Source organism: Streptomyces sp. NPDC008317 (assembly GCF_042955955.1).
Taxonomy (GTDB): Bacteria; Actinomycetota; Actinomycetes; order Streptomycetales; family Streptomycetaceae; genus Actinacidiphila.
The window spans coordinates 713,320-739,268 of record NZ_JBIBFQ010000002.1 but is presented as its reverse complement, the minus strand read 5'-3'; the positions used below and the strand labels follow the sequence as shown (position 1 = coordinate 739,268).

Below are 25,949 nucleotides of genomic sequence, written 5' to 3'. Positions count from 1 at the left end.
CCGACCCGAAGGCCACGAGGGCTACGGGGGTGACGCGGCGGGCGGCGGCACCTGCCCGATGGGCGCGGGCCGCAGGTCCTTCGTGAAGACCGCGCTCGGCGCGGGCGCGGGCGCGGCGGCGCTGGCGGGCGGCGGCCTCGCGCTGAGCACGGCGGCCGGCGGCAGCAGCGCCCAGGCGGCCGACGCGGGTCAGCGCGGCCAGGCCGCGGCGGTGGACTTCCACGGCGCGCACCAGGCGGGCGTCATCACCCCGCAGCCCGCCGCGGCGACCTTCGTCTCGCTGAACGTCATCGCGGACACCAGGGCCGAACTCGCCGACCTGTTCAGGACGATCACCGAGCGGGCCCGCTTCCTCACCGCGGGCGGCACCCCCGACGACCTGGGCGTCGGCGCGCCGCCGTCCGACAACGGCATCCTCGGCCCGACCGTCCCCGCCGACGCGCTCACCGTCACCGTCGGCGTCGGCTCCTCGCTCTTCGACGACCGCTACGGCCTCGCGGGCGCCAAGCCGCGCCGCCTCACCCCGATGCGGACCTTCCCCAACGACAACCTCCAGGCCGCGCAGTGCCACGGCGACCTGTCGTTGCAGATCTGCGCGGGCAGCACGGACACCGTCCTGCACGCGCTGCGCGACATCGCCCGGCACACCCGCGGCGGCATGCAGATCAAGTGGCGCATGGACGGCTTCCAGAACGCGCCCCGGCCGACCGGCGCGCAGCGCAATCTGCTCGGTTTCAAGGACGGCATTGCCAACCCGGACGTGCGCTCCGGCCGGGAGATGGACCGCCTGGTGTGGGTGACGGACGCGCTCGGCGAGCCCGCGTGGGCGGCGGGCGGCAGCTACCAGGCGATCCGGATCATCCGGATGCTGGTCGAGTTCTGGGACCGGGTCTCGCTCACCGAGCAGGAGTTGATGTTCGGCCGCCGCAAGGACACCGGCGCGCCGCTGGACGGCGCGAAGGAGACCGACACGCCGCTCTACGCCAAGGACCCGCAGGGCAACGCGATCCCGCTGGACGCGCACATCAGGATGGCCAACCCGCGCACCGCCAGGACCGACGACTCCCGCATCCTGCGCCGCGGTTACAACTACGACCGGGGCGTGGACGCGGTCGGCAACCTCGACATGGGGCTGGTCTTCTGCTGCTACCAGCAGGACGTACAGCGGCAGTTCGAGGCCACCCAGACCCGGCTGATCGACGAGCCGCTGGTCGACTACATCTCCCCGGTCGGCGGCGGCTACTTCTTCGTGCTGCCCGGCGTCCGCGACACCAAGGACTGGCTCGGCCGCGGCCTGCTCTCCGCCTGAGCCTCCGCCTGAGCCTCCGCCTGACATTCCGTCAGCACGCCGTCGGGCCGGGCGGATCAGGTGCCGTCCGCCTCTCCTCATCTGACGGCCCGTCAGGCATGCTGTGCCCGTGCCGGATTCCGGTGGGACCGGCGGCCGAGGAGGCGGGCATGGCGGTGGACAGGGCGGCGGACGGGCCGACGGATACGTCAACAGGTACGGACGGGACGGCGATCGAGGACGCGCTGTTCATCGGCGGGCGGTGGACCGCCCCGGAGCGCGGGCACTACGACGTCCTGAACCCGGCCACCGAGCGCGTGGTCGGGCGGGCGCCGGAAGCGAGCCCGGAACAGGCGCTCGCGGCCACCGCCGCCGCCCGGCAGGCGCTCGACGGCTGGTCGCGCACCCGCCCCGAGGAGCGCGGCCGGATACTGGAGCGCGCCGGGCGGATCATCCTGCGCGAACTGAAGCCGTACGCGGCCCTGGCGGGCGCCGAGAGCGGCGCCACCGCCGCGACCGCCCGCGGCATGCAGGTCGGCGTGGCCGCCGCCCGCTTCCTGCGATACGCGCGCGGCGCGCTCGAACCCACCGAGACCGCGCTGCTCCCGCAGCTCAACGAGGCGTCCGCGATGGGCGCGGGCGGCGTCTTCGGCGCGCTGGCGGTCCGGCAGCCGATCGGCGTCGTCGCCTGCGTCACGTCCTACAACAACCCCTGGGCGAATCCGGCGGGCAAGGTCGCGCCCGCGCTCGCGATGGGCAACACCGTCGTGGTCAAACCCGCCCCGCAGGACCCGCTGTCGGTCTACCGGATGGCGGAGGCGCTGACCGAGGCCGGGCTGCCGCCGGGTGTGCTCAACGTGGTGACCGGCTCGGGCGCCGACGTCGGCGAGGCGGTCGTCGGGTCGCCCGACACCGACATGGTGAGCTTCACCGGCTCCACGGCCGTCGGGCAGCGCATCGCGGAGACCTGCGGGCGCGGTATGAAACGGCAGTTGATGGAACTCGGCGGCAAGGGCGCCGCGCTGGTCTTCGACGACGCCGACCTCGACTCGGCCGTCGCCGGGATCGGCACCACCTTCAGCTTCTACAGCGGCCAGATCTGCACCGCTCCCACCCGCGTACTGGCCCAACGCGCGGTCTACCCACGGCTGGTGGAGCGACTGGCCGGGTACGCGCGACGGCTCGTCGTCGGCGACCCCGCCCAACCCGCCACCGTCGTCGGCCCGGTCATCTCCGCCGCCCACCGCGACCGCGTCGAGGCGTATGTCGCGCTCGGCCGCAAGGAGGGCGCCACCCTGCTGGCGGGCGGTGAACGCCCGCCGCTGGAAAGGGGGTTCTACGTCGCCCCCACACTGCTGGCCGACTGCGCGCCCGACATGCGGGTGGTCCGCGAGGAGATCTTCGGGCCCGTCGTCGTGGTGCTGCCGTTCGACGACGAGGACGAGGGCGTCGCGCTCGCCAACGACAGCGACTACGGCCTGATCGACTACGTGTGGTCCGCCGACGTGCCCCGCGCCTTCCGGGTCGCGCGGCGGCTGCGCGCGGGCGGCGTCGGGATCAACACCGTGGGCCGCAACATGGAGGCGCCCTTCGGCGGCTTCAAGCGCAGCGGCGTCGGCCGGGACGTGGGGTCGTACGCGCTGCACGCCTACAGCGAGACGCAGAGTCTCGTCTGGCCCGGCTGAGCCGCCGCCGGGCACCGGCCCGACGCTGTACAGACCGCCCCGACCTGGCCTGAGCTGCGGCGACTTGTCCGCAGGGGAGTTTCCCGGCGAAGCCGGGACAAGCGGAACTCCGGGGTTCCGCCGCACCGCGACGGTCCCTTACAGTCCATCCGCCATGAACTACTGCCACACGTGCCGACGACACCTCAACGGCGCCTTCTCCTGCCCCGGATGCGGCGCGATCGCGGACCGGTCGGGGCTGCCCGACGAGGCCGACACGGCGCAACTGCCGCCGGTCACCGAGGAGGCCGCCGCAGGGGACGGCGCCGACCCGGCGCCGCCCGCGAGCGCGGCGGCACCGGAGGCCCCCGTCGAGGGCTCCCTCGTGGACGACCTCCTCAGGGACTCGGGCCTCGGCCCGGACGCGGGCCCCGCCGCCGCCCCGACCGCCCCCGCCCCGACCGCCCCCGTCCCGGCCGCCCCCGCCCCGACCGCCGCCGAGCCCGAGCCCGGCGGCGCGGGCACGGGTACCGGCAGTGCCGTCGCAGTCGGCCCCGGCGTCGGCGAGGGCCCGGACACGGACCCCGGCACGGCGGGCGACGACAGCGCGTACGGCGGGACGTACACCGCCCCGTACGCCGACCCGTACGTCCCCGCGTACGGCGAAGCCCCGCGACGGGACGCCCCCACTGCCCTGGCCGACAGCCTGCTCGGAGCCGGTGGCGGCGACTACCGCGAGGACCACGACCTGCGCGGGACCGCCAGGCGCCGCCGCGGCCGTCACCAGCGGGCGGCGATCCTCGGCGTCGGCGCGGTCGCGGTCGTCGGCTCGCTGACGATGTTCGGCGTCGCGGCCTTCTCCGGTGGCTCGCCGAGCCCGTCCACCGATCCCGGCCCCGGCGTCTCCGCGATCTCCCCCTCGCCCGACGCGACCCGGCCGTCCACCGGCGCGAGCGGCACCCCCGGCGTCCCGAAGGGCGGCGGCCGGACCAGCGGCAGCGCGTCGCCCTCGGCGTCCGGCAAGGCGTCCGGCTCGCCGTCGGCGTCGGCCTCGCGTTCCGAGAGCGCGCCCGCGTCCAGCCCGGCGGGGAAGCCCTCGCGCACCGCGAGCGCGTCGCCGTCGAGGACGACCGCCGCGCCGCCGACCACGACCGCGCCGCCGTCCTCGCCCGCGACGCCGTCGCCGACGTGCACGCATGTGCTCTGGTGGTGCCAGTAGGGTCCCCGCGGGGACGGATCAGCGGGCCTCAGCCGTCGCCCTCGCCCGGCTCGCGGCCCGCGCCCGGGGCGTCTCCGAGGCTGTGGTCGCGGTGCGCGCCGTCCGCCGGGTCGTCGCCCAGCATCTGCCGCAACAGGTCGCGCAGCATGGTGCGTTCCTGTTCGGAGAGCCCGGCGAGCGGTTCACGGGCGAAGTCCAGGGAGTCGCGGAGTTTGTCGGCGACGGCGTGGCCCTCGGCGGTGGCCGCGGCCAGCTTGATCCGGCGGTCGGCCGGGTCGGTACGGCGCTCGGCCAGCCCCCTGACCTCCAGCCGGTCGATGATGCCGGTCACATTGGACGGCTCGCACTTCAGCCAGCGGGCGATCCGCCGCATGGGCAGCGGCCCCGAATTGAGCAGCGCGAGCACCTTGGCCTGCGCGCCGGTCAGCCGGTGGCGGGCGGCGGCCGACTCGTACTCCTGGTGGTAGCGGGCGGCGACGGTGCCGATCAGGCCGACGACCTCGACGGTCAGGGGATCGCTTCGGCGACGTGTCATGACCAACAGTTTACCCAAATGTTTGACATCATGAAACATCAAGGTCCATGGTTAGTTCAGCACCTGAATCATTTCCATGGTTGATCAGCGGTTGATCAGTGATCGACGCCGACCAGTGGTCGAACCGTCGCCGAAGGAGGACTTCCCCCATGCCGAAGAGCCGTGAATGGCACCTGGTCGCCCGCCCCAAGGGCTGGCCGGTGCCGGAAGACTTCGCGCTGGTCGAGACCGACGTCCCCGAGCCGGGCCCCGGCCAGATTCTGGTCCGCAATCTGCACCTGTCGGTCGACCCGTACATGCGCGGCCGGATGAACGAGGCGAAGTCGTACGCGCCGCCGTACGAGCTGAACCAGCCGATGCACGGCGGCGCCGTCGGCCGGGTCGTGGCCTCGCGGGCCGAGGACTTCGCGGTCGGCGACCATGTGCTGCACGGCCTCGCCTGGCGGGAGTACGCCCTGGTGGACGCCGCGCGCGCCGTCCGGGTCGACCCGGACCAGGCGCCGCTCACCGCGTATCTCGGAGTCCTCGGCATGACCGGGCTCACCGCCTACGCGGGTCTGCTGAGGGTCGCCGAATTCGCGCCGGGCGAGGTCGTCTTCGTCTCGGGCGCGGCGGGCGCCGTCGGCGGCCAGGCCGGGCAGATCGCCCGGCTCAAGGGCGCCTCGCGGGTCATCGGCAGCGCGGGCTCCGCGGAGAAGGTCCGGATGCTGGTGGAGGAGTACGGCTTCGACGCCGCCTTCAACTACAAGGACGGCCCGGTGGCCGGGCAGTTGAAGGCCGCCGCGCCCGATGGCATCGACGTGTACTTCGACAACGTCGGCGGGGAGCACCTGGAGGCCGCGGTCGGCGCGATGCGGGTGCACGGCAGGGCCGCCCTGTGCGGGGCCATCGCGCAGTACAACGCGACGGAGCCGGTGGCGGGGCCGCGCAATCTCGGCCTGATGGTCGGCAGGCGGCTCACCCTGCGCGGCTTCCTCGTCACCGACCACGAGGACCTTCGCCCCGAGTTCGTCCGCGAGGCCGCCGGCTGGCTGCGTGACGGCCGGCTGCGGTACCGCGAGACGGTGGTGGAGGGAATCGAGAACAATCTGGAAGCGTTCTTGGGCGTGCTGCGCGGTGACAACACCGGAAAGATGATCGTCTCTCTTCCGGCGGAGTGACCCGCCGTCCGGCCGCCGACCGACCGGCCGGGCTCGACACCCGGCCGAAAATTCAACAAAATGTTGCAGGCGTGCTCGCGTGCCTTGCGGGCCGCCCGCCCCTCAGGAGGACACTTTCATGAGCATCCAGCCCGTAGACGTCCTGTACACCGCCGTCGCCACCGCGGAGAACGGCCGTGACGGCCGCGTCGCCACCGACGACGGCAAGCTCGACGTCATCGTGAACCCGCCGACCGAGATGGGCGGCGCGGGCAACGGCACCAACCCCGAGCAGCTCTTCGCCGCCGGGTACAGCGCCTGCTTCCAGGGCGCGCTGGGCGTCGTCGCCCGCCAGGCCAAGGCCGACATCAGCGGCTCCCGCGTGACCGCCAAGGTCGGCATCGGCAAAATCGCCTCCGGCGGCTTCGGCCTCACCGTGGAACTGGCCGTCTCCATCCCCAACGTGGACGACGTCACCGCCAAGGACCTGGTGGAGAAGGCGCACCAGGTGTGCCCGTACTCCAACGCCACGCGCGGCAACATCACGGTGGACCTGAGCGTCGTCTGAGTTCTCCGCCGCTCACCCGGTCGGCCCCGGTAAGGACCGCGCTCCCAGGAGCGCGGTCCTTACGGCTGTCCGGCCGTCCCCGGCTCGGACGGCGACGGCTGTCCGGCCGTCCCCGGCTCCGACGGCTGTCCGGCCGTCCCCGGCTCCGACGGCGGGGCCAGCAGCGCCAGGAAGTCGCGGAAGGCCGCCGACATGTCGACCGCGCCGGGGTCGAGGAGCCACTGCACCTGGAGGCCGTCCATCACCGCCGCCAGCAAGGTGGCCGCCCGCTCGGGGGTGAGGCCGCCCGGCAGCCGGTCGCCGTACTCGGCGCGCAGCGCCTGCGCGCCGCCCTCGCGGACCCGCGCGTAGCGCTCGCGGAAATACTCCTGCGCCGGGTGCCCCTCGGTGACGCTGTCGCCGACCAGCACGGTGAACGCCTGGACGATGCCGGGCCTGGTCGCGTTGTACTCGACCAGCTCCGCCACCACCTCCAGCGGCCACGACCGGCCGTGCAGCGCCGCCGACGCCATGTCCCACTGGTCGCGCGCCTCCAGCACGGACACCAACAGGGCGTCCTTGGTGGGGAAGTAGTGCATCAGCCCCTGCTGCGTCAGCCCCACCCGCTCGGCCACCGCCACCAATGTGGCACCCCGGTAGCCGCGCTCGGCGATCATCTCCGTCGCGGCCTGGATGATCTCCGCCCGCCGGTCGCCCCGCCGTTCACTCCTGGTTCCCGCCACGCCACCCCGCCCCCTTCCCCTGCCGCTCGGGAGCCTTTGCCGCTCGGGAGCCTACAAGATTACGAAATGGCATCTATCCCTACCGTACGACAGGTAGCGTGGGCGCGGTGGGACGGGAGCGGTACGGGACAGGCGGAAGGGGACGGAATATGACGGCGATCAGCGGGGCGGCGGCCGGAGCAGGGGACGAGGGCGTACGCGCGGACGCGCGCGGGGACGCGGAGCGCGAGCGGGCGGTCGACGCGGCGCTCGGCAAGCTCGACCTCGACGCCAAGGCGCGGCTGCTGGCGGGCCAGGACATGTGGACGCTGCCCGCGCTGCCGCAGATCGGCCTCGGCTCGCTGGTGATGTCCGACGGCCCGATCGGCGTACGCGGCAAGCGCTGGACGGCGGGCGACCCGTCGACCGCGCTGCCCAGCCCCACCGCGCTCGCCGCGTCCTGGGACCCCGAACTGGCCCGCCGCGCAGGACGGTTGCTCGCCCAGGAGGCGCATCGCAAGGGCGTCCACGTCCTGCTCGCGCCGACCGTCAACCTGCACAGGTCGCCGCTGGGCGGACGGCACTTCGAGGCGTACAGCGAGGACCCGTATCTCACCGGCGCCATCGGCACCGGTTATGTGCGCGGTGTCCAGGACGGCGGAGTCGGCGTCACCGTCAAGCACTTCGTCGGCAACGACGCGGAGACCGAGCGCTTCACCGTCGACAACCGGATCGCGCCCCGGCCGCTGCGCGAGCTGTACCTCGCGCCCTTCGAGGCGATCGTCGCGGGCGCCCGCCCCTGGGGCGTCATGGCCGCCTACAACGCCGTCAACGGCACGACGATGACCGAGCACGACCCCCTGGTCAACGGCGTGCTGCGCGGCGAGTGGGGCTTCGACGGCGTCGTCGTCTCCGACTGGCTGGCCGCCCGCGACACCGTCGGCGCGCTCCTGGGCGGCCTCGACATCGCCATGCCGGGACCGGTCACCGTCTACGGCGAGGCGCTGGCCGCCGCCGTACGCGCGGGGGCCGTCGAGGAGGCGGCCGTCGACACCGCCGCCCGCCGGGTCCTGCTGCTCGCCGCCCGCACCGGCCTGCTGGAGGGCGCGCCGCCCGCCGTCGCCGTGGCCGACCGGCCCGCCCCGGCCGACGGCGACGCGCTGGCCCGCGAGATCGCCCGCCGCGGCTTCGTGCTCGTACGCAACGAGGTACGCGGCAACGCGCCCGTGCTGCCGCTCGCGCCGACCCCGCTCGGCGGCGGCATCGCCCTCATCGGCGCCGCCGCCCGCGACCCGCGCGTCCTGGGCGGCGGCTCCGCGCAGGTCTTCCCCGACCACGTCGTCTCGCCGCTCGACGGGCTGCGGGCCGCGCTGCACGCGGGCGTCGCCCTCAGCCACAGCGTCGGCGCCGACCCCACCGAGGAACTGCCCGTCGCCGGGCCCGGATTCGCCCTCACCGCCGTCGCCCGCGACGAACACGGAGCCGAACTGGGCTCGGAGGAGCTGCCCAACGGCCAGCTCCAGTGGCTCGGCGAACTGCCGGAAGGCGTCGCGTACGAGGCGCTGCACACCGTCGAGACCCGCGGCTGGTTCACCCCGCGGGTCAGCGGCGCGCACCGCTTCGGCACCCGCGGCACCGGCGGCTTCACCCTGACCGTCGGCGGACACGTGCTGTTCGACGGCGTCGAGGGCAGCGAGCACGAGGACCCGTTCGAGGCGTTCCTCGGCACGCCCGCCGAGCACGGGACCGTCGAACTGGCGGCGGGGGAGCGGGTCGAGATCAGCCTCGTGCACGCCGTGCCCAAGAGCGTCGAACTCCCCATCCTCGCCGTCGGGTTCGCCCTGCTGCACGGCGAACCGGCCCGCGACCCGGAGGAGTTGCTGGCCGAGGCCGTCGAGACCGCGCGGGCCGCGCACACCGCCGTCGTCGTGGTCGCCACCACGGAACGCGTCGAGTCCGAGGGCTTCGACCGGCGCGATCTGCGGCTGCCCGGCCGCCAGGACGAACTCGTCGCCCGCGTCGCCGCCGTCAATCCGCGGACCGTGGTCGTGGTCAACTCCGGCTCCCCGGTGGAGCTTCCGTGGCGCGAGGACGTGGCCGCCGTACTCCTCGGCTGGTTCCCCGGGCAGGAGGCCGGGGCCGCCCTCGCCGACGTCCTGCTCGGCGTGGAGGAGCCGGGCGGGCGGCTGCCCACGACCTGGCCGGTACGGCTCGCCGACGCGCCCGTCAGCCGGGTCACGCCGCAGGACGGCGTACTCGCCTACGACGAAGGGGTGTTCATCGGGTACCGCGCGTGGGAGCGGCAGGCCGTCGCGCCCGCCTATCCGTTCGGGCACGGGCTCGGGTACACCGACTGGGAGTACGAGTCGCTGGTCGTCGCCGAGAGTTCGGAGCCGGACGTGCTGGTCACCGCGACCGTGCGGGTGCGGAACGCCGGGGCGCGGGCCGGGCGTGAGGTCGTCCAGCTCTACCTCGACGGGGCGTCGTCCGAGGGGGCGACCTCGGACGTCGCGCGGCCCGGGCGGTGGCTGGCCGGATTCGCTTCCGTCGCCGCCGAGGCGGGGGAGGCCGTCGAGGTGACCGTCCGGGTGCCCCGGCGGGCCGCCGAGGTCTGGGACGAGGACGCCGCCGCGTGGCGGCTCGTGCCCGGCGCCTACGCCGTGGTCGCCGGCCGCTCCATCGCCTCGCCCCGCCTCACGGCCCCGCTCTCCGTCCCCGCCCCCTGACCCCGCCCTCCCCCCGCCTTCGGCGGGGGGACCCCCACCCGTGCAGGCGGGCAATTCGGCTGCCGGCCTCCCGGCGGGGGTCCCCACCGTCGCCGACCGCGCGCCGTGCGATCCGAGGTTCGGCGGATGGCCGTCCCGCAGGGATCTCCCGTCCGGCGACGGCGGTCCGTGTGGTTCGGGCTACGGCCCACGGCCGTCCCGCAGGGGCTCTCGTCGTTGGCGACCGCGGTCCGTGCGATGCGAGATTCGGCGGTTGGCCGTCCCGCAGGGATCTCGCGTTCGGCGACGGCGGTCCGTGTGGTTCGGGCTACGGCCAACGGCCGTCCCGCAGGGGCTCTCGTTGTTGGCGACCGCGGTCCGTGCGATGCGGGCAGCGGCGCGGATGGCTGCCCGCAGGGGATCTCGCCTTCGGCGACCGCGCGCCGTGCGGTTCGGGTACCGGCCAACGGCAGCCCCGCAGGGGGATCTCGCCTTCGGCGAAGGCGAGTTGGGCGCTGCGCGTGGTGGCTGGCGGGCGGGTTGGGCCGAAGGCTGACCCGGCGGCGGCGGGTGCCGCGTCGCGCTTGTATGCCTCTCGGCGGCGGCCGACGTGCTTGTCCTCTAAGCTCCGCGCATGCGGGAGATCTGGGGTGGAGTGCGGCTGCTGTATCTGGGCCAGAAGTGGGCCGCAGGCCACGGGCGGGAGTGGCGGCTGGGGATGGTGCCCGCGCTGATCACGTTGGTCGGGTACGCGGCGGCGCTCGTGGCGCTCCTGGTGTGGACGGACGACATGGTCGCGTGGGCGACGCCCTTCGCGGATCACTGGGCGTCGCCGTGGTCCGGGGCGTTCCGGGGGCTGTTGGACGCGGTCGTGGTCGGGGGCGGGCTGCTGCTGGCGGTGATCTCGTTCACGGCGGTGACGCTGCTGGTCGGGCAGCCGTTCTACGAGACGGTCGCGGCGCGCGTGGACCGGGCCGAGGGCGGGGCGCCCGAGGGGCCCGAGCTGGGGCTGTGGCGGGAGCTGTGGGTCTCGACGGTGGACAGCGTCCGAGTCCTGGTGCGCGTCGCGGCCTTCGGGATCGTGCTGTTCGCACTCGGCTTCGTGCCGGTCCTCGGCCAGACCGTGGTGCCCGCCGTCGGCTTCTGCGTCTCCGGCTTCTTCCTCACCCTGGAACTCGCCGCGGTCGCGATGCAGCGCCGCGACGTACCGCTGCGCGAACGCATCCGCGTCCTGCGGGCCCGGCTGCCGCTGGTCCTCGGCTTCGGCGTGCCGCTCGTCCTGGCCTTCCTCGTTCCGCTGGTGGCGGTCTTCCTGATGCCCGGCGCAGTCGCGGGCGCGACGCTGCTGGCCAGGGAAGTGCTGCCGCCGGGCGAGCCCGCCGAGGAGGACCGGCCCGACGACTGAGGGCCGCCCCCGCACCGCCCCCGGCCCCCCGCCGCCGAAAAGGCCGGATCCCTCCGTGAAATGACCGGTTCCGCCCCTACGCCGGACTCGCGCCGAAGGCGACTCGGGCCAGAATCCTGGCCAGTTGGGCCTGCCCCCGCTCGTTGGGGTGGAACCAGTCCCAGCGGCTCAGGTCGTCCGTGCCGAAGGGGTACGCGAAGACCGCGCCGCCGTCGTAGCGGCAGCGCTCGTACTGTCCGCAGACCTGCCCGAGCACCTTGTTGTACGCGATCACGCGGTCCCGTACGGTGTCGCGGCGCTGTTCGGCCGCCGCGCTGTGCGAGTCCGCGTCGCGCAGCATCGACGGGCACAGGCCGAGCTTCCAGACCTGCTTGCCCAGGACGTTGGTCCGCCCGACCGACCACAGCCGTTTGAGGTCGGGGATGCTGGCCACCAGCACCTGCGTTCCGGGCAGCACGCGGTGCAGATACGACAGCGCGCGGGCGAAGTCGGCCCGGAAGTCGGCGATCGAGGTCATCGCGGCGGCGGTGGCGGTGCACGCGTCGTTCGCGCCGATCAGCACGGTGACCATGGCGGGCCGGTGGGCCGCCGCGGCCTCGGCCTGGGCGGGCAGGTCCGCGACCAGGGCGCCGGACTGGGCGAGATTCCAGCTCCTGGTGGCGGGCGCGGTCGCGGCCAGTCGGTGCGTCACGCTGTCGACCTTGTCGCGGTCGCCGGTGGACCACGACACGTCGGGGCAGTCCGACAGCGGCGAACAGGCGTCGAAACCGCGGGTGATGGAGTCACCGAGCGCGGCCACCGACGGCGGACGGACGTTCCAGGGGCGGGTCGGCGACGGCTTCGGGGACGGGTCGCGCGGTCCCGAAGCGGAATGCGAGGTGTGTGCGGAGGGTTCACCCCGACCGCCGTCGGGCGGAGACCCGCTGACGGTGCATCCGCCCAGGAGAACGGCCCCTACGGCCAGTGCGAGGCCACGGCGCAGCATCGGTCGCATCCGGTGCTCCCCTCCGACGAGTGGGTGACATCTCGTACCAGCACGACGGTACGTGACTCCCTCAAGGACGCCGCACGGTAGCTTTTTCCCTGACACCCGGGCGAAAAGACGGGAGATCGGCGACTGCCGGGCGTCAAACGTAGATTGTTGTCCTGATTGTGGTGAATAGTGCAGAATGTCTAATGTTGCCCCGAGAGCAGCCAGTTCGGGTGTGAGGCCGCTGGGGAAGGCGAACCTCGTCCCACACTGGAGGTACCGGTGACGACACGTGGAGTTCTGTACGTGCACGCCGCACCGCGCGCGCTCTGCCCACACGTCGAATGGGCCGTCGCGGGCGTCCTAGGCGTGCGCGTCACACTGGACTGGATCCGGCAGCCCGCCTCGCCGGGTACCTGGCGCGCCGAATTCTCCTGGCAGGGAGAGCCCGGCACCGCGTCCAAACTGGCGTCCGCGCTGCGCGGCTGGCACCAACTGCGCTTCGAGGTCACGGCGGAGCCCTGCGCGACCGCCGAGGGCGAGCGCTACAGCGCCACCCCCGAACTGGGCATCTTCCACGCCGTCATCGGCATGCACGGCGACATCCTGATCCCCGAGGACCGGCTGCGCGCCGCGATGCAGCGCGCCCGCATGGGCGAGGCCGACCTGGAGAGCGAGCTGTCCGGGCTGCTCGGCAAGCCCTGGGACGACGAGTTGGAGCCCTTCCGCTACGCGGGCGAGGGCGCCCCCGTCCGCTGGCTCCACCAAGTGGTCTAATCCCGTCGGCGGTACGTCGTCGCCCCGAGCGGGGCCGCGCGGCATAGCCTGCCGGTATGTCCGACACTCTCACCGTCGCGGTCCTCGGCACCGGAATCATGGGCGCCGGGATGGCCCGCAATCTGTCCGCCGCCGGGCACGAGGTCCGTGCCTGGAACCGCACCCGCTCCCGCGCCCAGCCGCTCGAAGCCGACGGCATCCGCGTCACCGACGACCCGGCCGACGCCGTACGCGACGCCGACGCCGTGATCACCATGCTCTTCGACGGGCCCTCCGTCCTGGAGGTGATGCACGCCGCCGCGCCCGCCCTGCGCGAGGGCGTCGTCTGGGTCCAGAGCAGCACCGTGGGGCCCGACGCGCTGGCCGAACTGGGCGCGCTGGCGGCCGAGACCGGGGCGCACTTCCTCGACGCGCCCGTCCTCGGCACCCGGCCGGTCGCCGAAGCCGGGGAGCTGACCGTACTGGCCGCGGGCCCCGCCGCCGCCCGCCCGGTCGCGGAACGGGTCTTCGACGCGGTCGGCCGCACCACCATCTGGCTCGGCGACGACGGTACGGCCGGGGCCGCCAGCAGCCTCAAGCTCGTCCTCAACACCTGGGTGCTGGCCGTCACCCACGGCACCGCCGAAGTCATGGCGCTCGCCAAGGGGCTCGGCGTCGACCGCGACCACATCCTCGAAGCCATCGGGGGCGGCCCCCTCGACCTGCCCTACCTCCGCGCCAAGTCCGCCGTCATCCTCAGCGGCGACTTCGCCCCCAACTTCACCGTGGACGCCGCCGCCAAGGACGCCGGACTCATCCTCGGCGCCGCCGACCGGCACGGCATCCGCCTCGACCTCACCGCCGCCGGGGCCGACCGCTTCCACCGCGCCTCCGCCCAGGGCCACGGCGACGAGGACATGGCCGCCTCGTACTTCGCGAGCTTCCCCGACCCCGAAGCGAAGTAGCGCCCCCTTTTTTTGCCGCCGTCTCGCCTCCGGGCGCTTAGATCCGGTGTCGACGCTCCTCTTCGACGGTCGCTCGTTCCTCGCTCCCTGCTCATCGTCGCTTTCGACACCGGCGCGCCCTTTGGCTCGCCGGCTACCGGCGAACCCCGCCGCGCCCTGTGGCTCGCCGGCTACCGGCGAACCCCGCCGCGCCAGTGCGCCCGGCGGTCCGACCTCACACGGGTGCCCCTGCCGGACCGACCGGCAGGGGCACACGCGTCACAGCTCAGCGGGCAGCGCCTCAGCGGTTCCAGGAGCGGAGCGCCAGCACCACGTTGTGGCCGCCGAAGCCGAAGGAGTCGTTGAGGGCGGCGATGGTGCCCTCGGGCAGCGGGCGGGCCTCGGCGCGGACGATGTCGGCGTCGGCCTCCGGGTCCGGGTCGTTGAGGTTGATCGTCGGCGGGGCGATGCGGTGGTACAGCGCGAGAACGGTCGCGACCGTCTCGATACCGCCCGCGCCGCCCAGCAGGTGACCGGTCATGGACTTGGTGGCGGAGATCGCCATGTGGTCCACGTCGTCGCCGAAGACCTGGCGCAGCGCCTTGATCTCCGCGACGTCACCCTGCGGGGTCGAGGTCGCGTGCGCGTTGACGTGCACGATCTCGGCCGGCTTCAGGTCGGAGTTGTGCAGCAGATTGGTCAGCGCGGCGGCGATGCCACGGCCCGACGGCTCCGGCTGGGTGATGTGGTGCGCGTCGGCCGAGATGCCCTGGCCGACCGCCTCGCAGTACACCCGGGCGCCGCGCGCGGTGGCGTGCTCCTCGGACTCCAGGATGATCACGCCCGCGCCCTCACCGAGGACGAAGCCGTCCCGCCCGGAGTCGTACGGCCGCGACGCGCCCTGCGGGTCGTCGTTGTTCTTGGACATCGCCATCATGTTGCCGAAGGCGACGATGGGCAGCGGGTGGATGGCCGCCTCGGTACCGCCCGCGACGACCACGTCGGCGCGGCCGGTGCGGATCATCTCGATGGCGTAACCGATGGCCTCCGCGCCCGAGGCGCAGGCGCTGACCGGGGTGTGCACACCGGCCCGCGCGTTGACCTCGATGCCGACGTTCGCCGACGGGCTGTTCGGCATGAGCATCGGCACGGTGTGCGGGGAGACCTTGCGGACGCCCTGTTCCTTGAGCACGTCGTACTGGCCGAGGAGCGTGGTCACGCCGCCGATGCCGGAGGCGACGACCGTACCGAGCCGGTCGGGGTCGACCGCCGGGTCCTCGCCCGCCTTCGCGGTGAAGCCCGCGTCCGCCCACGCCTCACGGGCCGCGATCAGCGCGAACTGCGCGCTGCGGTCCAGCTTGCGGGCCAGCGGGCGGGGCAGCACCTCACCCGGTTCGACGGCGATCTGCGCGGCGATCCGCACCGGCAGATCCGCCGCCCAGTCCTGGTCGAGCGTGCGGACGCCGGACCGGCCGGCCAGCAACGCCTCCCAGGTCGACGCGCTGTCGCCACCCAGCGGTGTGGTTGCTCCGATACCGGTGACGACCACGGTGCGATTGGTCGGACTCACAGGAATTGTCTCTCCACGTCTAGAAGGGCGGGCGACAGTCGCGTCGTCCCGGTAGGGCTTTCTGGCGGGCGGGGCCCGGTCAGACCTGGGCGGCCAGGATGTAGTCGACGGCGTTGCCGACGGTCTTGAGGTTCTTGACGTCGTCGTCCGGGATCTTCACACCGAACTGCTCCTCGGCCGCCACGACGACCTCGACCATGGACAGCGAGTCGACGTCCAGGTCGTCGGTGAAGGACTTGTCGAGCTGGACGTCCTCCTGCGGGATACCGGCGATCTCGTTGACGATGTCGGCGAGACCGCTGACGATCTCTTCCTTGGTGGCTGCCATTGACGGCGCTCCTTGATGTGTTGCTGGGTGAGCGGCGTGCGGGACTGCGGCGCCGCGAGGGTGTGTGTGACTAAGGGAGAGTAACCACAGTTGCCGCGTAGACCAGACCCGCCCCGAAGCCGATGACCAGCGCGGTGTCGCCGCTCTTGGACTTGCCCGTGGCGAGCAGTCGTTCCATCGCGAGCGGGATCGAGGCGGCCGAGGTGTTGCCCGTGGTCTCCACGTCACGGGCGACCGCGACGTGGTCCGGCAGCTTCAGAGCCTTGATCATCGAGTCGATGATCCGCATGTTCGCCTGGTGCGGGATGAACGCGTCGAGCTGGTCGGCGGTGATCCCGGCGGCGTCCAGCGCCTCCTGGGCGACCTTGGCCATCTCGAACACGGCCCACCGGAAGACCGACTGGCCCTCCTGCGTGATCGCCGGAAAACGGACTTCCCCGGCGGGCGTGTCCCGGTAGACCTCCCAGGAGACGGTCTGCTTGATCGTCTCGGACTTCTCGCCGTCGGAACCCCACACCGTGGGGCCTATGGCGGGTACGTCCGAAGGGCCGACGATGACCGCGCCCGCGCCGTCGCCGAACAGGAAGGCCGTGGCACGGTCCTCCTTGTCGGTGAGGTCGCTGAGCCGCTCCACGCCGATCACCAGGACGTGCTTGGCGGTGCCGTCGGTGACCATGCCCTTGGCCAGCGTCAGGCCGTAGGTGAAGCCCGCGCAGCCCGCCGAGATATCGAAGGCGGGCGGCATGCCCGCGCCGATCCGGTGGGCGATCTCGGTCGCGATGGCGGGGGTCTGCTTGAAGTGCGAGACGGTGGCGACGATCACGCCGTCGATGTCGGACGCGCTGATCCCGGCGTCCGCGATGGCCTTGCCGCCCGCGGCCAGCGACATCTCGGCGACGGTCTCGTCCGGACCCGCCCAGTGCCGGGTGGCGATCCCGGACCGGGACCTGATCCACTCGTCCGTCGAGTCGATGTGCTCCAGAATGACCTCGTTGGGCACCACGCGGGTCGGCCGGTAGCCGCCGACACCGAGGATCCGCGCGTACGGCGCGCCCTTGCTCGGCCTGATCTTCGCTGTCATCTCTGCACGGCTCCTATTCGGCTGCGTCTACGGCTTCGGCGGGGGTGCCGTATTCGGCGACGAGGGCGCGGGCCGCTTCCAGATCGTCCGGCGTCTTCAGCGCGAGGGTTCGCACCCCGGGCAGCGCCCGCTTGGCGAGGCCGACGAGCGTGCCACCGGGCGATACCTCGATCATCGCAGTGACGCCGCGTTCCTTGAAGGTCTCCATGCACAGATCCCACCGAACCGGGTTGGACACCTGCGCGACGAGCCGCCGTACGATGTCCGCGCCGGACGCCACGAACCGGCCGTCGGCGTTCGACACATAGGGCAGCGCCGGGTCCGTGACGGCCAGCGAGGGCGCGAGCGCCTCCAGGGTCGCCACGGCCGGGGCCATGTGCTCGGTGTGGAAGGCGCCCGCCACCTTCAGCGCGATGACGCGGGCCTTCTCCGGCTTGTCCGCGGCCAGCGCCGCGAGCTGTGGCATGGTGCCGGCCGCCACGATCTGGCCGGCGCCGTTGATGTTCGCCGGGGTCAGACCGAGACCGGCGAGGTGGGCGAGGACCGTGTCCGGGTCGCCGCCGAGCACCGCGGACATGCCCGTCTCGGTGACCGCGGCGGCGTCCGCCATGGCCCGGCCGCGGGCCGCGACGAAGGTCATCGCGTCCTCGGCGGACAGCACCCCGGCCAGTACGGCCGCGGTGATCTCACCGACGCTGTGACCCGCCACCGCGTCCGGGGTCAGCGGGGAGGCCCCGCCGGTCAGTTCGCCCGCGGACAGCAGACCCGCGGCGACCAGCAGCGGCTGTGCCACCTTGGTGTCGCGGATCTCGTCCGCGTCCGCCTTCGTGCCGTAGTGGGCGAGGTCGAGGTTCGCCGCGGCGGACCAGCCGGACAGGCGGTCGGCGGCACCGGGGAGTTCGAGCCAGGGGGCCAGGAAGCCGGGCGTCTGCGCGCCCTGGCCGGGAGCGACGAGTACGAGCACCTTCACACTCTCTCTCGCGGACGGGGATGACCGCCCGTGGGGACAGGGACCAAGAACTGTCAGGCGATTTGTATGTGTCCAACAAAAGCTCAGTGCGTCCGGTCGGCGTCGGACAGTCGCCCCAGGATGAGCGCGATGCGCAGGGTGAACGCGGAGCGTACATCGGAGGGTGACCAGCCGGTGACATCGGTCACACGTCGGAGCCGGTAGCGAACGGTATTGGGGTGTACGAAGAGCATGCGGGCCGCACCTTCGAGGGATGACGCCTGCTCCAGATAGACACTCAGCGTCTCCAGCAGCGCCGAGCCCGCTTCCTCCAGCGGTCTGTAGATCTCCTCCACCAACTGTTCACGAGCGTAGCGGTCGCCCGCCATCGCCCGCTCCGGCAGCAGGTCGTCCGAGAGCACCGGGCGCGGCGCGTCCGGCCACGCCGCGCACGCCTTGAGTCCGGCCGCCGCCGCCTGCGCGGAACGCGTCGCCGTCAGCAGGTCGCCGACGACCGGGCCCGCGACGACCGGGCCCGCCGCGAACGGGCCGATCAGCGCCTTCGCCACCCGGATCGGGTCGTCGTCGCCGCCGGCGACCACGACCAGGCGCTCGCCGAGCACCCCGGTCAGCACCTGGAGCTTCGCGTGCCGGGAGGCCCGCCGGATGGCCTCGACCGTCAACTCGCTGTCCCCGGTGGGCGCGGTGCCGAGCACCACCACGATCTTGTCCGGCGAATTCCAGCCCAGCGCGGCGGCCCTGGACAGCACGCCCTCGTCCGCCTCGCCCGACAGCACCGCGTTGACCACCAGCGACTCCAGCCGCGCGTCCCACGCGCCGCGCGCCTCCGCGGCCTGCGCGTACACCTGCGCCGTCGCGAAGGCGATCTCCCGCGCGTACACCAGCAGCGCCTCGCGCAGTACGCCCTCGTCGCCCGGGGCGGCGACCTCGTCGATCGCCGCCTCCATCACCTCGATGGTGGTCCGCACCATCTCCACGGTCTGCCGCAGCGAGATCGCGCGGGTCAGCTCGCGCGGCGCCGTGCCGAACACGTCGGTGCTGATCGCCTGCGGCGCCTCGGGGTGCCGGAACCACTCCGTGAACGCGGCGATGCCGGCCTGGGCCACCAGGCCGATCCACGACCGGTTCTCCGGTGGCATCGCCCGGTACCACGGCAACTGCGCGTCCATCCGCGCGATGGCGTTCGCGGCGAGCCTTCCGGCGGATTTCTCCAGCCGCCGGAGCGTGGCGGCATGGCTGCCGCGGCCTGTCTCTGCGGGAGGTTGCGGGCTTTGCGAGGGCTCGGGCACGAGGACAAGCCTGCCTTATCCCCTGCGGGGCGCGCTCCACGGGTACGGTGATCACCCCCACCCTCCTCGACCCGGCCCCGGTCCCGTACGTCCACCTTGCGCAGGACGTGGCTTTTAGGGGCGCGGGGAACTGCGCGACAAGCCCCCACCGGCGGGTGGTCCGGAGACATCCGAACTGCCCCGCCGGGGCGGGTGGTGACCTGCGGGAGCGTCGTGGCTGGCCGCGCAGTTCCTCCCCCAACCTCCGGCCGGGGGTGCCCCCAGCGCCCCAGACGGGGCACAGGTCGTGCGGACAGCGGGCCCGCGCGGCGGCAGCCGCACGGGCAGGCCCACGGCCCGGCGGGGTGGGGTCTGGGTATCGTGGGGCGGTGATCGACGTGCGGCGGGCCGCGAGCAGGATGCGATCGGTGCCGGAGAAGGGCATCGTGACGCGGCACGCGTTCTCGTTCGGGGGTCACTACGACCCCGAGAACGTCCGGTTCGGCCTGCTGCTGGCGTGCAATGAGGAGAGCCTGGAACCGGCCGCGGGGTTCGGGGAACACCCGCACCGGGACACGGAGATCGTCACCTGGGTGGTGGAAGGCGAGCTGGAGCACCGGGACGAGGGCGGCGCGCCGCACCGCCTCGGCCCCGGCGGGCTCCAGCGGCTGAGCGCGGGCGGCGGCGTACGCCATGTCGAGCGCAACGCGGGCGGGACGCGGCTGACGTTCGTTCAGATGTGGCTGCACCCCGACACGTTCGGGGAAGCCCCGGCCTACGCGAGCGTGAGCGACCCGGCCCCGCCGGGCCCCGGTCTGACGCTGCTGGCCACGGGCGCCCCGGACGCGCCCCCGCGGGCGCTGCGGCTGCGGCAGCGCGCCGCCGCGCTGTACGTGGGCCGCCCGGTGACGGCGGACAGCGCGCCGCTGCCGTCGGCCCCGTACCGCTATGTGCATGTCGTCCGCGGCGGTGTGCGGCTCGGCGACGAGCTGCTGACGGCGGGGGACGCGGCCCGGATCACCGGCGCGGACGCGCTCACGGCGCGGTGCGAGGGCCCGGCGGAGTACCTGGTGTGGGAGATGCACGCCGAGCCGTCGTACGGCTGACCGCCCTCCCCGAAAGCCCTAGCGCAGCTCGGTGAGGACGGCGTCGGTGAAGCGCGGCCACAGCGGCACCGCCCACTCCCCGAAGTCGCGGTCGGTGAGCGCGACGCAGGCGGCTCCGGCGACCGGGTCGACCCACAGGAAGGTGCCGGACTGGCCGAAGTGGCCGAAGGTCGCGGGGGAGGAGAGGGCTCCGGTCCAGTGCGGGGACTTGGCGGCGCGGATCTCGTAGCCCAGGCCCCAGTCGTTGGGATTCTGGTGGCCGTAGCCCGGCAGGACGCCCTTGAGGCCGGGGAAGACCACCGAGGTGGCGGTGGCCACGGTGGAGGGGTGCAGCAGCCGCGGGGCCTGGAGCTCGGCGGCGAAACGGACGAGGTCGTCGACCGTGGAGACACCGTCGGCGGCGGGGGAGCCCGCGCCGGACAGACCGGTGGCGGTCATGCCCAGCGGTTCGAGCACGGCCTGCCGCAGATACTCCGCGAAGGGGATGCCCGCGGCCTTGGCCAGGTGCTCGCCGAGCACGTCGAAGCCCGCGTTGGAGTACAGCCGCCGGGTGCCGGGCGGCGCCGTCACCCGGTCCTCGTCGAAGGCGAGCCCGGACGCGTGCGCGAGCAGGTGCCGCACGGTGGAGCCCTCGGGACCCGCCGGGTCGTCCAGTTCGAAGACGCCCTCCTCGTACGCCACCAGCGCCGCGTACGCGGTCAGCGGCTTGGTGACCGAGGCGAGCCGGAACCGCTGTCCCGTCGGCCCGTGCGACCCGGCCACCGTCCCGTCCTGCCGCACCACGGCCGCCGCCGCGTTCGTCACCGGCCACTGCTCGATCAGGCGCAAGCTCTCCATGCGTGCGAGCTTAAAGCGTGTCCGTGCCGCGCTTCGGGGCGGGACCGGAGCGAGGCCGGGGTGGGGCAGGAGCGGGATCAGAGCGGGCCCGGCGCGCGGAGCCCACTTGCTTGGAGTGCACTCCAAGGTCTTAGCGTGGAGGGTATGACGGTCGTGCAGGTGGCGAAGAGCAAACCGAGTAATACGACGAGCTGCGCGGATGACGACGGGCACCTGCGGCCCGACGGCCAGGACCAGTACACGATCAGCGAGGTGGCCGCCTTCACCGGCCTCAGCGCGCACACCCTGCGCTGGTACGAGCGGATCGGCCTGATGCCGCACGTGGACCGCTCGCACACCGGCCAGCGCCGGTTCACCAACCGTGATCTGGACTGGCTGGCCTTCGTCGGCAAGCTGCGGCTGACCGGGATGCCGGTCGCCGACATGGTCCGGTACGCCGAGCTGGTGCGCAGCGGCGACCACACGTTCCCCGACCGGCAGGCGCTGCTGGAGTCCACCCGGCTGGACGTGCTCCAGCGGATCGCCGAGCTCCAGGACACCCTGACGGTCCTCGACTTCAAGATCAGCACGTACGCGTGCTCCACCGTGCAGGACCCCGCGCCGCGGACCCCCGCCGTGCGGCACCCCGAAGTGCAGGAAAGGACAGGTGCCTGATGAGCGACGACACCTCACGTATCGCCACCACGACCCTCGGCACCGAAGGACCCGCGGTCGGTGTCCAGGGGCTGGGCTGCATGGGCATGAGCGAGTTCTACGGCGACACCGACGAGGCCGCGGCCCGCGAGACGCTGGAGACGGCGCTGGGCGTCGGCGTCACCCTCTACGACACCGCCGACATGTACGGGATCGGCGACAACGAGGAGTTCCTGGCCCCCTTCGTCAAGGCGCACCGCGACGAGATCGTCCTGGCGACGAAGTTCGCCAACGAGCGCAAGCGCGACGACTCCTCGTACCGGGCGATCCGCAACGACCCGCCGTACATCCGGCAGGCCGTCGAGGGCAGCCTGCGCCGCCTCGGCACGGACGTCATCGACCTGTACTACATGCACCGGCGCGACCCGGCGGTCCCGCTGAGCGAGTCGGTCGGCGCGATGGGCGAGCTGGTCACGGAGGGCAAGGTCCGCTGGCTGGGGCTGTCCGAGGTGACCGGCGCGGAACTGCGCGAGGCGCACGCGGTGCACCCGATCAGCGCGATCCAGTCGGAGTGGTCGCTGTTCAGCCGGGACGTGGAGCAGTCCGCGGTCGGCGCGGCGGCCGAACTGGGCATCGCCTTCGTGCCGTACTCGCCGCTCGGCCGCGGCTTCCTGACCGGTTCGTTCACCGACGCGGCCACCGAGCTGGGCAGCGGCGACTTCCGGCAGAGCCAGCCGCGCTTCACCGGCGAGAACGCCCGGCGCAACGCGGACCTGCTGGCCCCGGTCCGCGCCGTCGCCGAGGCGCACGGCGCGACCCTCGGCCAGATCGCGCTGGCCTGGGTGCAGCAGCGCGCCGCCGTGCACGGCCTGCCGGTGGTGCCGATCCCGGGCACCCGCAAGTCCGCCCGCGTGCTGGAGAACACCGCGGCCACCCGGATCACGCTCACCCCGGCCGAGCTGGAGCTGCTCGAACCGATCGCCGCGCAGGTGGCGGGCGACCGCTACCCGGACATGAGCAGTACGTCGGCGGCGCGCGAGTAGCCGTACGGATTCAGCCACACACGGCGCTACACGGCGCCACCCGCCCGCGTACGACCGCGCCCTACGGCTGCGGCCGTACGCGGGCGGACTTGATCGCGGCGAGCACCGCCGCGGCGAAGGGCAGCGACTCGTGCACGGGTCCGTAGCCGAGGCCGAAGACGACGGCGGCCGGGTCCTGGTCGGCCTCGCCGGGCTGCTCCTGCCGGTCGGCGTCGCGGCGCAGCAGCCGCAGATGGCCGTGGAGGAGTTCGGGCGAGCGCCAGTCGAGGCCGCTGAGCTGTTCCACCGGGAAGCTCTGGTCGCCCGCTTTCCACTTCGCGGACGACGCGCCCGTCCAGAACCAGCGGAAACTGACGGTGCGGCCGTCGAACAGCGCCTTCGCGTCGTACGCCTTGAAGGAGCGCGGCGCCGCAGGTGGGGCCACGAGGAAACGTTCCGCCGGGCCGTCGTCGAGGCTGTGCCGCACCTGGGGGCCGAGCAGGGGGCGCAGCTCGTCCCGGTAGTACTCCGCGAGCGTCCGCGACTGCGCGGGCAGCACCAGACGGTACGGGTCCGCGCTCTCCTTGAGCTGGCCGCCGGCCGCCTCGATCACCGGATCGGCGCCGGGCCTGGGCAGCGCCCGCAGGACGACGGTGCCGCGCCGCCCGTCCAGCAGTTCGATCCCGTCCAGCGCCTCATGCGGAATCCGGCGTTCCCCGAGGGCCTGGAGAAACCTCACGCCCCGTACGCCTCTGCTGTACCGGATCACCACCGCTTCTGGTTCGAACTCCCATTCAGCGTTGTTTCCGGCCAGCACATCACCCATACGGGCCATCGTAAGCGGCCTCCCGCTTGGCGGTACCCCGTCAGGAACTACGCGCGTCCCGCGGCCTCGTCGAACTCCTTGACCAGGCGGCGCGGAGCCGTGCGGCGCCAGGCCTCGGTGAGGAGTTCCGCGAGCTCGTCCGGGTCGACGGAGTCCAGGGCGGCGCGCACCCAGCCGAAGCGGCCGACGTAGGGGGCGGGCGAGAAGGTGCCGGGGTCGGCGGCGATCAGCTCGGTCTGATCCTCCTTGGACGCCTTCAGCGACACATGGGCGCCGTCGGGGTTGCCCATGGCGAAGATCTTCTCGCCGACCCGGAAGGTGTGCTCGCTGCCCCAGGTGATCTGCCGGTGCGCCCGCGGCAGCGCCAGGGCGCTGTCCGCGAACTCCTCGAAGGTGGCCATGCGGCCAGCGTAGGGCGGCCCTGTGACAGCCCGCCCCCGCAGCCCGCCACCGGACGGTGCGAGGCCCGGCCCGGCCCTCAGGCGAGCCCCGAGGTGCAGCCCTCGTCCGCGTCCTGGCAGGCGACCGCCGCGTAGTTGCCCAGGGCGATCTGCGTGAAGTTGGCCAGGCTGGTGGTGCCGGGCGCGAAGTAGCCGGGGTGCCCGCTGGCTCCGGCGGCGCTGATCACCCGGGCGCCGAAGGAGTCGTTGACCGGGTCGGCGCCGTGGCCGAGCCCGGCGATCTCCAGGTGCGGCACATCGCTGATCCAGTCGGAGCTGTCCCGCGCCGCCCACACGTGCGCCGACGTGTGGAGCTGCGAGGCGCGCTGCACGCGCATGCCGGGACTGCCGAAGACCGTGATGTCGGAGACCGAGCGGCCCGGCAGGTCGGGGGCGGCCACCCCGCACAGCACCGAGCCGTAGGAGTGGCAGAAGAGCGACACCTCGGCGTGCTGCGGCAAGGCGCTGAGCAGCGCGTTCAATCGGGTGGCGCCGCGCTCGGCCATGTTGCCCGTCGAGGCGTCCAGGCCGAGCCCCGTCGGCGTGGTGTAGTCCGCCCACGCGATCACGGCCGTCCGCACGCCGGGGTCGGCGGCGCGCTCCGCGTCGTACAGCGCCGTCGCCATGCCGACCGGGGCCGCGTACGACTTGGTGGCGCGCTCGAACGTGAGCAGGTTGGTGTCGACGCCGGGGACGACGACGGAGACCCGCTTGGCGGCCTTCAGGTCGCCGAAGACCTCCGCGACCCGGCCGGAGCCCGTCGGGTCGAAGGAGAGGATCTGCCGGTGGCCGCTGAGCAGCGAGGTGTAGCGCGCGGCCCGCCGCGCCGCGTCGATCCGGCCCGCCACGGTGAACTGGTCGCTGTGCGAGCGCGCGGTCTCCGCGGTGCGGGCCTGCTCGATGGCCGCGTGGTTGGCCCGGTAGCGCAAGGTGAGCGGCGCGCCGTTGAGATTGCCGACGATCAGCGGGTACCGCTCGGTGAGCGCGAGCCGCTGGCCGCCGGTGAGCGACGCGAAGAAGCGCGCGATCGTCCGGGCGCCGCTGTCGGGGTCCGGCAGCTTGTGCGAGGCGATGGTGCCGTGCCGCCAGGACGACAGGGCGGCGGCCCGCGGGTCGCCGGCCCCGCCGGGGCGCAGCGCCGTCCAGCCGGTGGTCGCCAGCATGATGAAGACGACCGACAGGGCCAGCAGGGCGCGGATCGACATGGGGCTCAGTCGCGCTTCGAGAAGGCTCACTCGCAGATGCCTCGCGGATTCGTCCCGGGTTCAACCGGGCGGCGGGGATATGGGGGGCGGGAGGTGGGGCGTCAGGTGCTGTGGGGCAGTACGTGCGGACAACGGCGTCCCTGGGCGCGGCTCCGCGGTCCAGCGTAGAAGACCCGGACGGGTGGCCGGGTCAAGGGTGAGTCAGATCACGTTTGGAAACGGAATGATCTGACCGGAGGTTACGCGGCTGCCGCCAGTCGGACGCACCCCCGGTTCCCGGCGCCCGCCGGAAGGCACTCACAAGGCGATACGCGGCCGGTAGGCGGCCTCCGCGCGGCATAGCGGTGCCCGCAGCGGGCAATCGAACCGGCAGGACCCGAGGACGGGACCCCGAGGAGGGAACCATGGCTCGACGTTTCGCCACGACCGAACGCTCCCGCGGCACCCGAGTCGAAGTGGAGCGCACCGGCGGCAGGCTCGGCATCATCGGAGTCATCAGCGCGGTCGTGGGCTTCTTCGTCCTGGGCATCGTGTTCGGCCCCGTGGCGGTCGTCTGCGGCTGGCTCGCGATGGGCCGCCGCTGGAGCGGCCGCAAACCCCTGCTGGCCCTGATCGCGCTGTTCCTCGGCGCGCTCGACACACTCATCGCGCTGCTCTACGTGGCCCAGTAGCCCCGCCCGCGCCGCGCGGGCGTACGAACGGCCTCCGGGCCGAGAGGGAGAGCCCTCTCGGCCCGGAGGCCGTTGTCGTGCGGAGCCCGAGGCGAACC

Annotated in this window: 25 protein-coding genes; 13 read left to right on the top strand and 12 right to left on the bottom strand. The window is 73.2% G+C overall.

Features of this window, described 5'->3' with window-relative positions; translation table 11 throughout:
• Window positions 1–58: 58 nt before the first annotated feature.
• The 3 genes from efeB (at window position 59) to ACFY9V_RS08290 (ending at window position 4,171) form a co-directional block, all read left to right on the top strand.
• A complete protein-coding gene (gene efeB / locus ACFY9V_RS08300; protein ID WP_355344867.1) occupies window positions 59–1,309 on the top strand; it encodes an iron uptake transporter deferrochelatase/peroxidase subunit in 1,251 nt (416 codons plus the stop codon).
• Between the two features lie 149 nt (window positions 1,310–1,458).
• Window positions 1,459–2,973, top strand: coding sequence for an aldehyde dehydrogenase family protein (locus ACFY9V_RS08295; RefSeq protein ID WP_391160202.1), 1,515 nt, complete (start codon window positions 1,459–1,461; stop codon window positions 2,971–2,973).
• 154 nt (window positions 2,974–3,127) lie between these two features.
• A complete protein-coding gene (locus ACFY9V_RS08290; RefSeq protein WP_391160200.1) occupies window positions 3,128–4,171 on the top strand; it encodes a hypothetical protein in 1,044 nt (347 codons plus the stop codon).
• A gap of 28 nt (window positions 4,172–4,199) precedes the next feature.
• Here ACFY9V_RS08290 and ACFY9V_RS08285 read toward each other — a convergent pair whose 3' ends face one another.
• Window positions 4,200–4,706, bottom strand: a complete 507-nt coding sequence (locus ACFY9V_RS08285) for a MarR family transcriptional regulator (protein WP_355344768.1) — start codon at window positions 4,704–4,706, stop codon at window positions 4,200–4,202.
• A gap of 149 nt (window positions 4,707–4,855) precedes the next feature.
• Between ACFY9V_RS08285 and ACFY9V_RS08280 the strand changes: the two genes are divergently transcribed.
• On the top strand, window positions 4,856–5,866 hold the full coding sequence (locus ACFY9V_RS08280) for an NADP-dependent oxidoreductase (RefSeq protein ID WP_355344771.1): 1,011 nt from the start codon (window positions 4,856–4,858) through the stop codon (window positions 5,864–5,866).
• Window positions 5,867–5,984: 118 nt separating this feature from the next.
• Window positions 5,985–6,413, top strand: a complete 429-nt coding sequence (locus tag ACFY9V_RS08275; protein WP_355344774.1) for an organic hydroperoxide resistance protein — start codon at window positions 5,985–5,987, stop codon at window positions 6,411–6,413.
• A gap of 59 nt (window positions 6,414–6,472) precedes the next feature.
• Here the strand turns inward: ACFY9V_RS08275 and ACFY9V_RS08270 are convergent, their stop codons facing one another.
• Complete coding sequence (locus ACFY9V_RS08270) at window positions 6,473–7,135, bottom strand: TetR family transcriptional regulator (protein ID WP_391160198.1); 663 nt, start codon at window positions 7,133–7,135, stop codon at window positions 6,473–6,475.
• A gap of 149 nt (window positions 7,136–7,284) precedes the next feature.
• On the opposite strand from ACFY9V_RS08270, the gene ACFY9V_RS08265 reads away from it, so the two are divergent.
• Together ACFY9V_RS08265 and ACFY9V_RS08260 are read left to right on the top strand one after the other, a co-directional pair.
• Window positions 7,285–9,840, top strand: a complete 2,556-nt coding sequence (locus tag ACFY9V_RS08265) for a glycoside hydrolase family 3 C-terminal domain-containing protein (RefSeq protein WP_391160196.1) — start codon at window positions 7,285–7,287, stop codon at window positions 9,838–9,840.
• Window positions 9,841–10,453: 613 nt separating this feature from the next.
• Window positions 10,454–11,224 carry an EI24 domain-containing protein gene (locus ACFY9V_RS08260; protein WP_391160193.1) on the top strand — a complete coding sequence of 257 codons (771 nt, stop codon included), beginning with the start codon at window positions 10,454–10,456 and terminating at the stop codon, window positions 11,222–11,224.
• A gap of 76 nt (window positions 11,225–11,300) precedes the next feature.
• On the opposite strand, the gene ACFY9V_RS08255 is transcribed toward ACFY9V_RS08260, so the two are convergent.
• Window positions 11,301–12,023, bottom strand: coding sequence for an SGNH/GDSL hydrolase family protein (locus ACFY9V_RS08255; protein ID WP_391047362.1), 723 nt, complete (start codon window positions 12,021–12,023; stop codon window positions 11,301–11,303).
• A 453-nt stretch (window positions 12,024–12,476) separates the two neighbouring features.
• Here ACFY9V_RS08255 and ACFY9V_RS08250 point away from each other — a divergent pair, with 453 nt between their 5' ends.
• A complete protein-coding gene (locus ACFY9V_RS08250) occupies window positions 12,477–12,971 on the top strand; it encodes a DUF3145 domain-containing protein (RefSeq protein WP_188285125.1) in 495 nt (164 codons plus the stop codon).
• A 56-nt stretch (window positions 12,972–13,027) separates the two neighbouring features.
• Complete coding sequence (locus ACFY9V_RS08245; RefSeq protein ID WP_391160191.1) at window positions 13,028–13,915, top strand: NAD(P)-binding domain-containing protein; 888 nt, start codon at window positions 13,028–13,030, stop codon at window positions 13,913–13,915.
• 280 nt (window positions 13,916–14,195) lie between these two features.
• Here ACFY9V_RS08245 and fabF read toward each other — a convergent pair whose 3' ends face one another.
• From fabF to ACFY9V_RS08220, 5 genes are all read right to left on the bottom strand, one after another.
• The gene (gene fabF / locus ACFY9V_RS08240) at window positions 14,196–15,464 is read right to left on the bottom strand and encodes a beta-ketoacyl-ACP synthase II (RefSeq protein ID WP_355344792.1); all 1,269 of its coding nucleotides are present in this window, start codon (window positions 15,462–15,464) and stop codon (window positions 14,196–14,198) included.
• 79 nt (window positions 15,465–15,543) lie between these two features.
• Entirely contained in the window at window positions 15,544–15,792 is a 249-nt protein-coding gene (locus ACFY9V_RS08235) for an acyl carrier protein (protein ID WP_355344795.1), read from the bottom strand.
• A gap of 70 nt (window positions 15,793–15,862) precedes the next feature.
• Window positions 15,863–16,873 carry a ketoacyl-ACP synthase III gene (locus tag ACFY9V_RS08230; RefSeq protein WP_355344798.1) on the bottom strand — a complete coding sequence of 337 codons (1,011 nt, stop codon included), beginning with the start codon at window positions 16,871–16,873 and terminating at the stop codon, window positions 15,863–15,865.
• A 13-nt stretch (window positions 16,874–16,886) separates the two neighbouring features.
• Window positions 16,887–17,837 carry an ACP S-malonyltransferase gene (locus ACFY9V_RS08225; protein ID WP_355344801.1) on the bottom strand — a complete coding sequence of 317 codons (951 nt, stop codon included), beginning with the start codon at window positions 17,835–17,837 and terminating at the stop codon, window positions 16,887–16,889.
• Between the two features lie 89 nt (window positions 17,838–17,926).
• On the bottom strand, window positions 17,927–19,132 hold the full coding sequence (locus ACFY9V_RS08220) for a helix-turn-helix domain-containing protein (protein WP_355344804.1): 1,206 nt from the start codon (window positions 19,130–19,132) through the stop codon (window positions 17,927–17,929).
• Between the two features lie 371 nt (window positions 19,133–19,503).
• Between ACFY9V_RS08220 and ACFY9V_RS08215 the strand changes: the two genes are divergently transcribed.
• Window positions 19,504–20,217, top strand: a complete 714-nt coding sequence (locus ACFY9V_RS08215; protein ID WP_391047646.1) for a pirin family protein — start codon at window positions 19,504–19,506, stop codon at window positions 20,215–20,217.
• A gap of 18 nt (window positions 20,218–20,235) precedes the next feature.
• Here ACFY9V_RS08215 and ACFY9V_RS08210 read toward each other — a convergent pair whose 3' ends face one another.
• Complete coding sequence (locus tag ACFY9V_RS08210) at window positions 20,236–21,054, bottom strand: serine hydrolase (RefSeq protein ID WP_391160190.1); 819 nt, start codon at window positions 21,052–21,054, stop codon at window positions 20,236–20,238.
• A 144-nt stretch (window positions 21,055–21,198) separates the two neighbouring features.
• Between ACFY9V_RS08210 and ACFY9V_RS08205 the strand changes: the two genes are divergently transcribed.
• Window positions 21,199–21,708 carry a MerR family transcriptional regulator gene (locus ACFY9V_RS08205; protein WP_391160187.1) on the top strand — a complete coding sequence of 170 codons (510 nt, stop codon included), beginning with the start codon at window positions 21,199–21,201 and terminating at the stop codon, window positions 21,706–21,708.
• Window positions 21,708–22,730 carry an aldo/keto reductase gene (locus tag ACFY9V_RS08200; RefSeq protein ID WP_391160185.1) on the top strand — a complete coding sequence of 341 codons (1,023 nt, stop codon included), beginning with the start codon at window positions 21,708–21,710 and terminating at the stop codon, window positions 22,728–22,730. The genes ACFY9V_RS08205 and ACFY9V_RS08200 overlap by 1 nt, the downstream gene beginning before the upstream one ends.
• A gap of 61 nt (window positions 22,731–22,791) precedes the next feature.
• On the opposite strand, the gene ACFY9V_RS08195 is transcribed toward ACFY9V_RS08200, so the two are convergent.
• The 3 genes from ACFY9V_RS08195 to ACFY9V_RS08185 all read right to left on the bottom strand — a co-directional run bounded on the left by ACFY9V_RS08195 (window position 22,792) and on the right by ACFY9V_RS08185 (window position 25,180).
• The gene (locus ACFY9V_RS08195; RefSeq protein ID WP_391047353.1) at window positions 22,792–23,544 is read right to left on the bottom strand and encodes a DUF4429 domain-containing protein; all 753 of its coding nucleotides are present in this window, start codon (window positions 23,542–23,544) and stop codon (window positions 22,792–22,794) included.
• 38 nt (window positions 23,545–23,582) lie between these two features.
• Window positions 23,583–23,936: an MmcQ/YjbR family DNA-binding protein gene (locus tag ACFY9V_RS08190; RefSeq protein ID WP_355344822.1), complete on the bottom strand. Its 354-nt coding sequence runs from the start codon at window positions 23,934–23,936 to the stop codon at window positions 23,583–23,585.
• A gap of 77 nt (window positions 23,937–24,013) precedes the next feature.
• Complete coding sequence (locus tag ACFY9V_RS08185) at window positions 24,014–25,180, bottom strand: alpha/beta hydrolase (protein WP_355344870.1); 1,167 nt, start codon at window positions 25,178–25,180, stop codon at window positions 24,014–24,016.
• A gap of 404 nt (window positions 25,181–25,584) precedes the next feature.
• On the opposite strand from ACFY9V_RS08185, the gene ACFY9V_RS08180 reads away from it, so the two are divergent.
• Window positions 25,585–25,851, top strand: coding sequence for a small hydrophobic protein (locus ACFY9V_RS08180; protein ID WP_355344825.1), 267 nt, complete (start codon window positions 25,585–25,587; stop codon window positions 25,849–25,851).
• Window positions 25,852–25,949 lie beyond the last annotated feature (98 nt).

Excerpts from the sequence above, each read along its gene's own strand:
- efeB (WP_355344867.1), top strand. The coding sequence starts at position 59 with ATGGGCGCGGGCCGCAGGTCCTTCGTGAAGACCGCGCTCGGCGCGGGC.
- ACFY9V_RS08295 (WP_391160202.1), top strand. The coding sequence starts at position 1,459 with ATGGCGGTGGACAGGGCGGCGGACGGGCCGACGGATACGTCAACAGGT.
- ACFY9V_RS08290 (WP_391160200.1), top strand. The coding sequence starts at position 3,128 with ATGAACTACTGCCACACGTGCCGACGACACCTCAACGGCGCCTTCTCC.
- ACFY9V_RS08285 (WP_355344768.1), bottom strand. The coding sequence starts at position 4,706 with ATGACACGTCGCCGAAGCGATCCCCTGACCGTCGAGGTCGTCGGCCTG.
- ACFY9V_RS08280 (WP_355344771.1), top strand. The coding sequence starts at position 4,856 with ATGCCGAAGAGCCGTGAATGGCACCTGGTCGCCCGCCCCAAGGGCTGG.
- ACFY9V_RS08275 (WP_355344774.1), top strand. The coding sequence starts at position 5,985 with ATGAGCATCCAGCCCGTAGACGTCCTGTACACCGCCGTCGCCACCGCG.
- ACFY9V_RS08265 (WP_391160196.1), top strand. The coding sequence starts at position 7,285 with ATGACGGCGATCAGCGGGGCGGCGGCCGGAGCAGGGGACGAGGGCGTA.
- ACFY9V_RS08260 (WP_391160193.1), top strand. The coding sequence starts at position 10,454 with ATGCGGGAGATCTGGGGTGGAGTGCGGCTGCTGTATCTGGGCCAGAAG.
- ACFY9V_RS08245 (WP_391160191.1), top strand. The coding sequence starts at position 13,028 with ATGTCCGACACTCTCACCGTCGCGGTCCTCGGCACCGGAATCATGGGC.
- ACFY9V_RS08235 (WP_355344795.1), bottom strand. The coding sequence starts at position 15,792 with ATGGCAGCCACCAAGGAAGAGATCGTCAGCGGTCTCGCCGACATCGTC.
- ACFY9V_RS08230 (WP_355344798.1), bottom strand. The coding sequence starts at position 16,873 with ATGACAGCGAAGATCAGGCCGAGCAAGGGCGCGCCGTACGCGCGGATC.
- ACFY9V_RS08210 (WP_391160190.1), bottom strand. The coding sequence starts at position 21,054 with ATGGAGAGCTTGCGCCTGATCGAGCAGTGGCCGGTGACGAACGCGGCG.
- ACFY9V_RS08205 (WP_391160187.1), top strand. The coding sequence starts at position 21,199 with ATGACGGTCGTGCAGGTGGCGAAGAGCAAACCGAGTAATACGACGAGC.
- ACFY9V_RS08200 (WP_391160185.1), top strand. The coding sequence starts at position 21,708 with ATGAGCGACGACACCTCACGTATCGCCACCACGACCCTCGGCACCGAA.
- ACFY9V_RS08195 (WP_391047353.1), bottom strand. The coding sequence starts at position 23,544 with ATGGCCCGTATGGGTGATGTGCTGGCCGGAAACAACGCTGAATGGGAG.
- ACFY9V_RS08190 (WP_355344822.1), bottom strand. The coding sequence starts at position 23,936 with ATGGCCACCTTCGAGGAGTTCGCGGACAGCGCCCTGGCGCTGCCGCGG.
- ACFY9V_RS08185 (WP_355344870.1), bottom strand. The coding sequence starts at position 25,180 with ATGTCGATCCGCGCCCTGCTGGCCCTGTCGGTCGTCTTCATCATGCTG.
- ACFY9V_RS08180 (WP_355344825.1), top strand. The coding sequence starts at position 25,585 with ATGGCTCGACGTTTCGCCACGACCGAACGCTCCCGCGGCACCCGAGTC.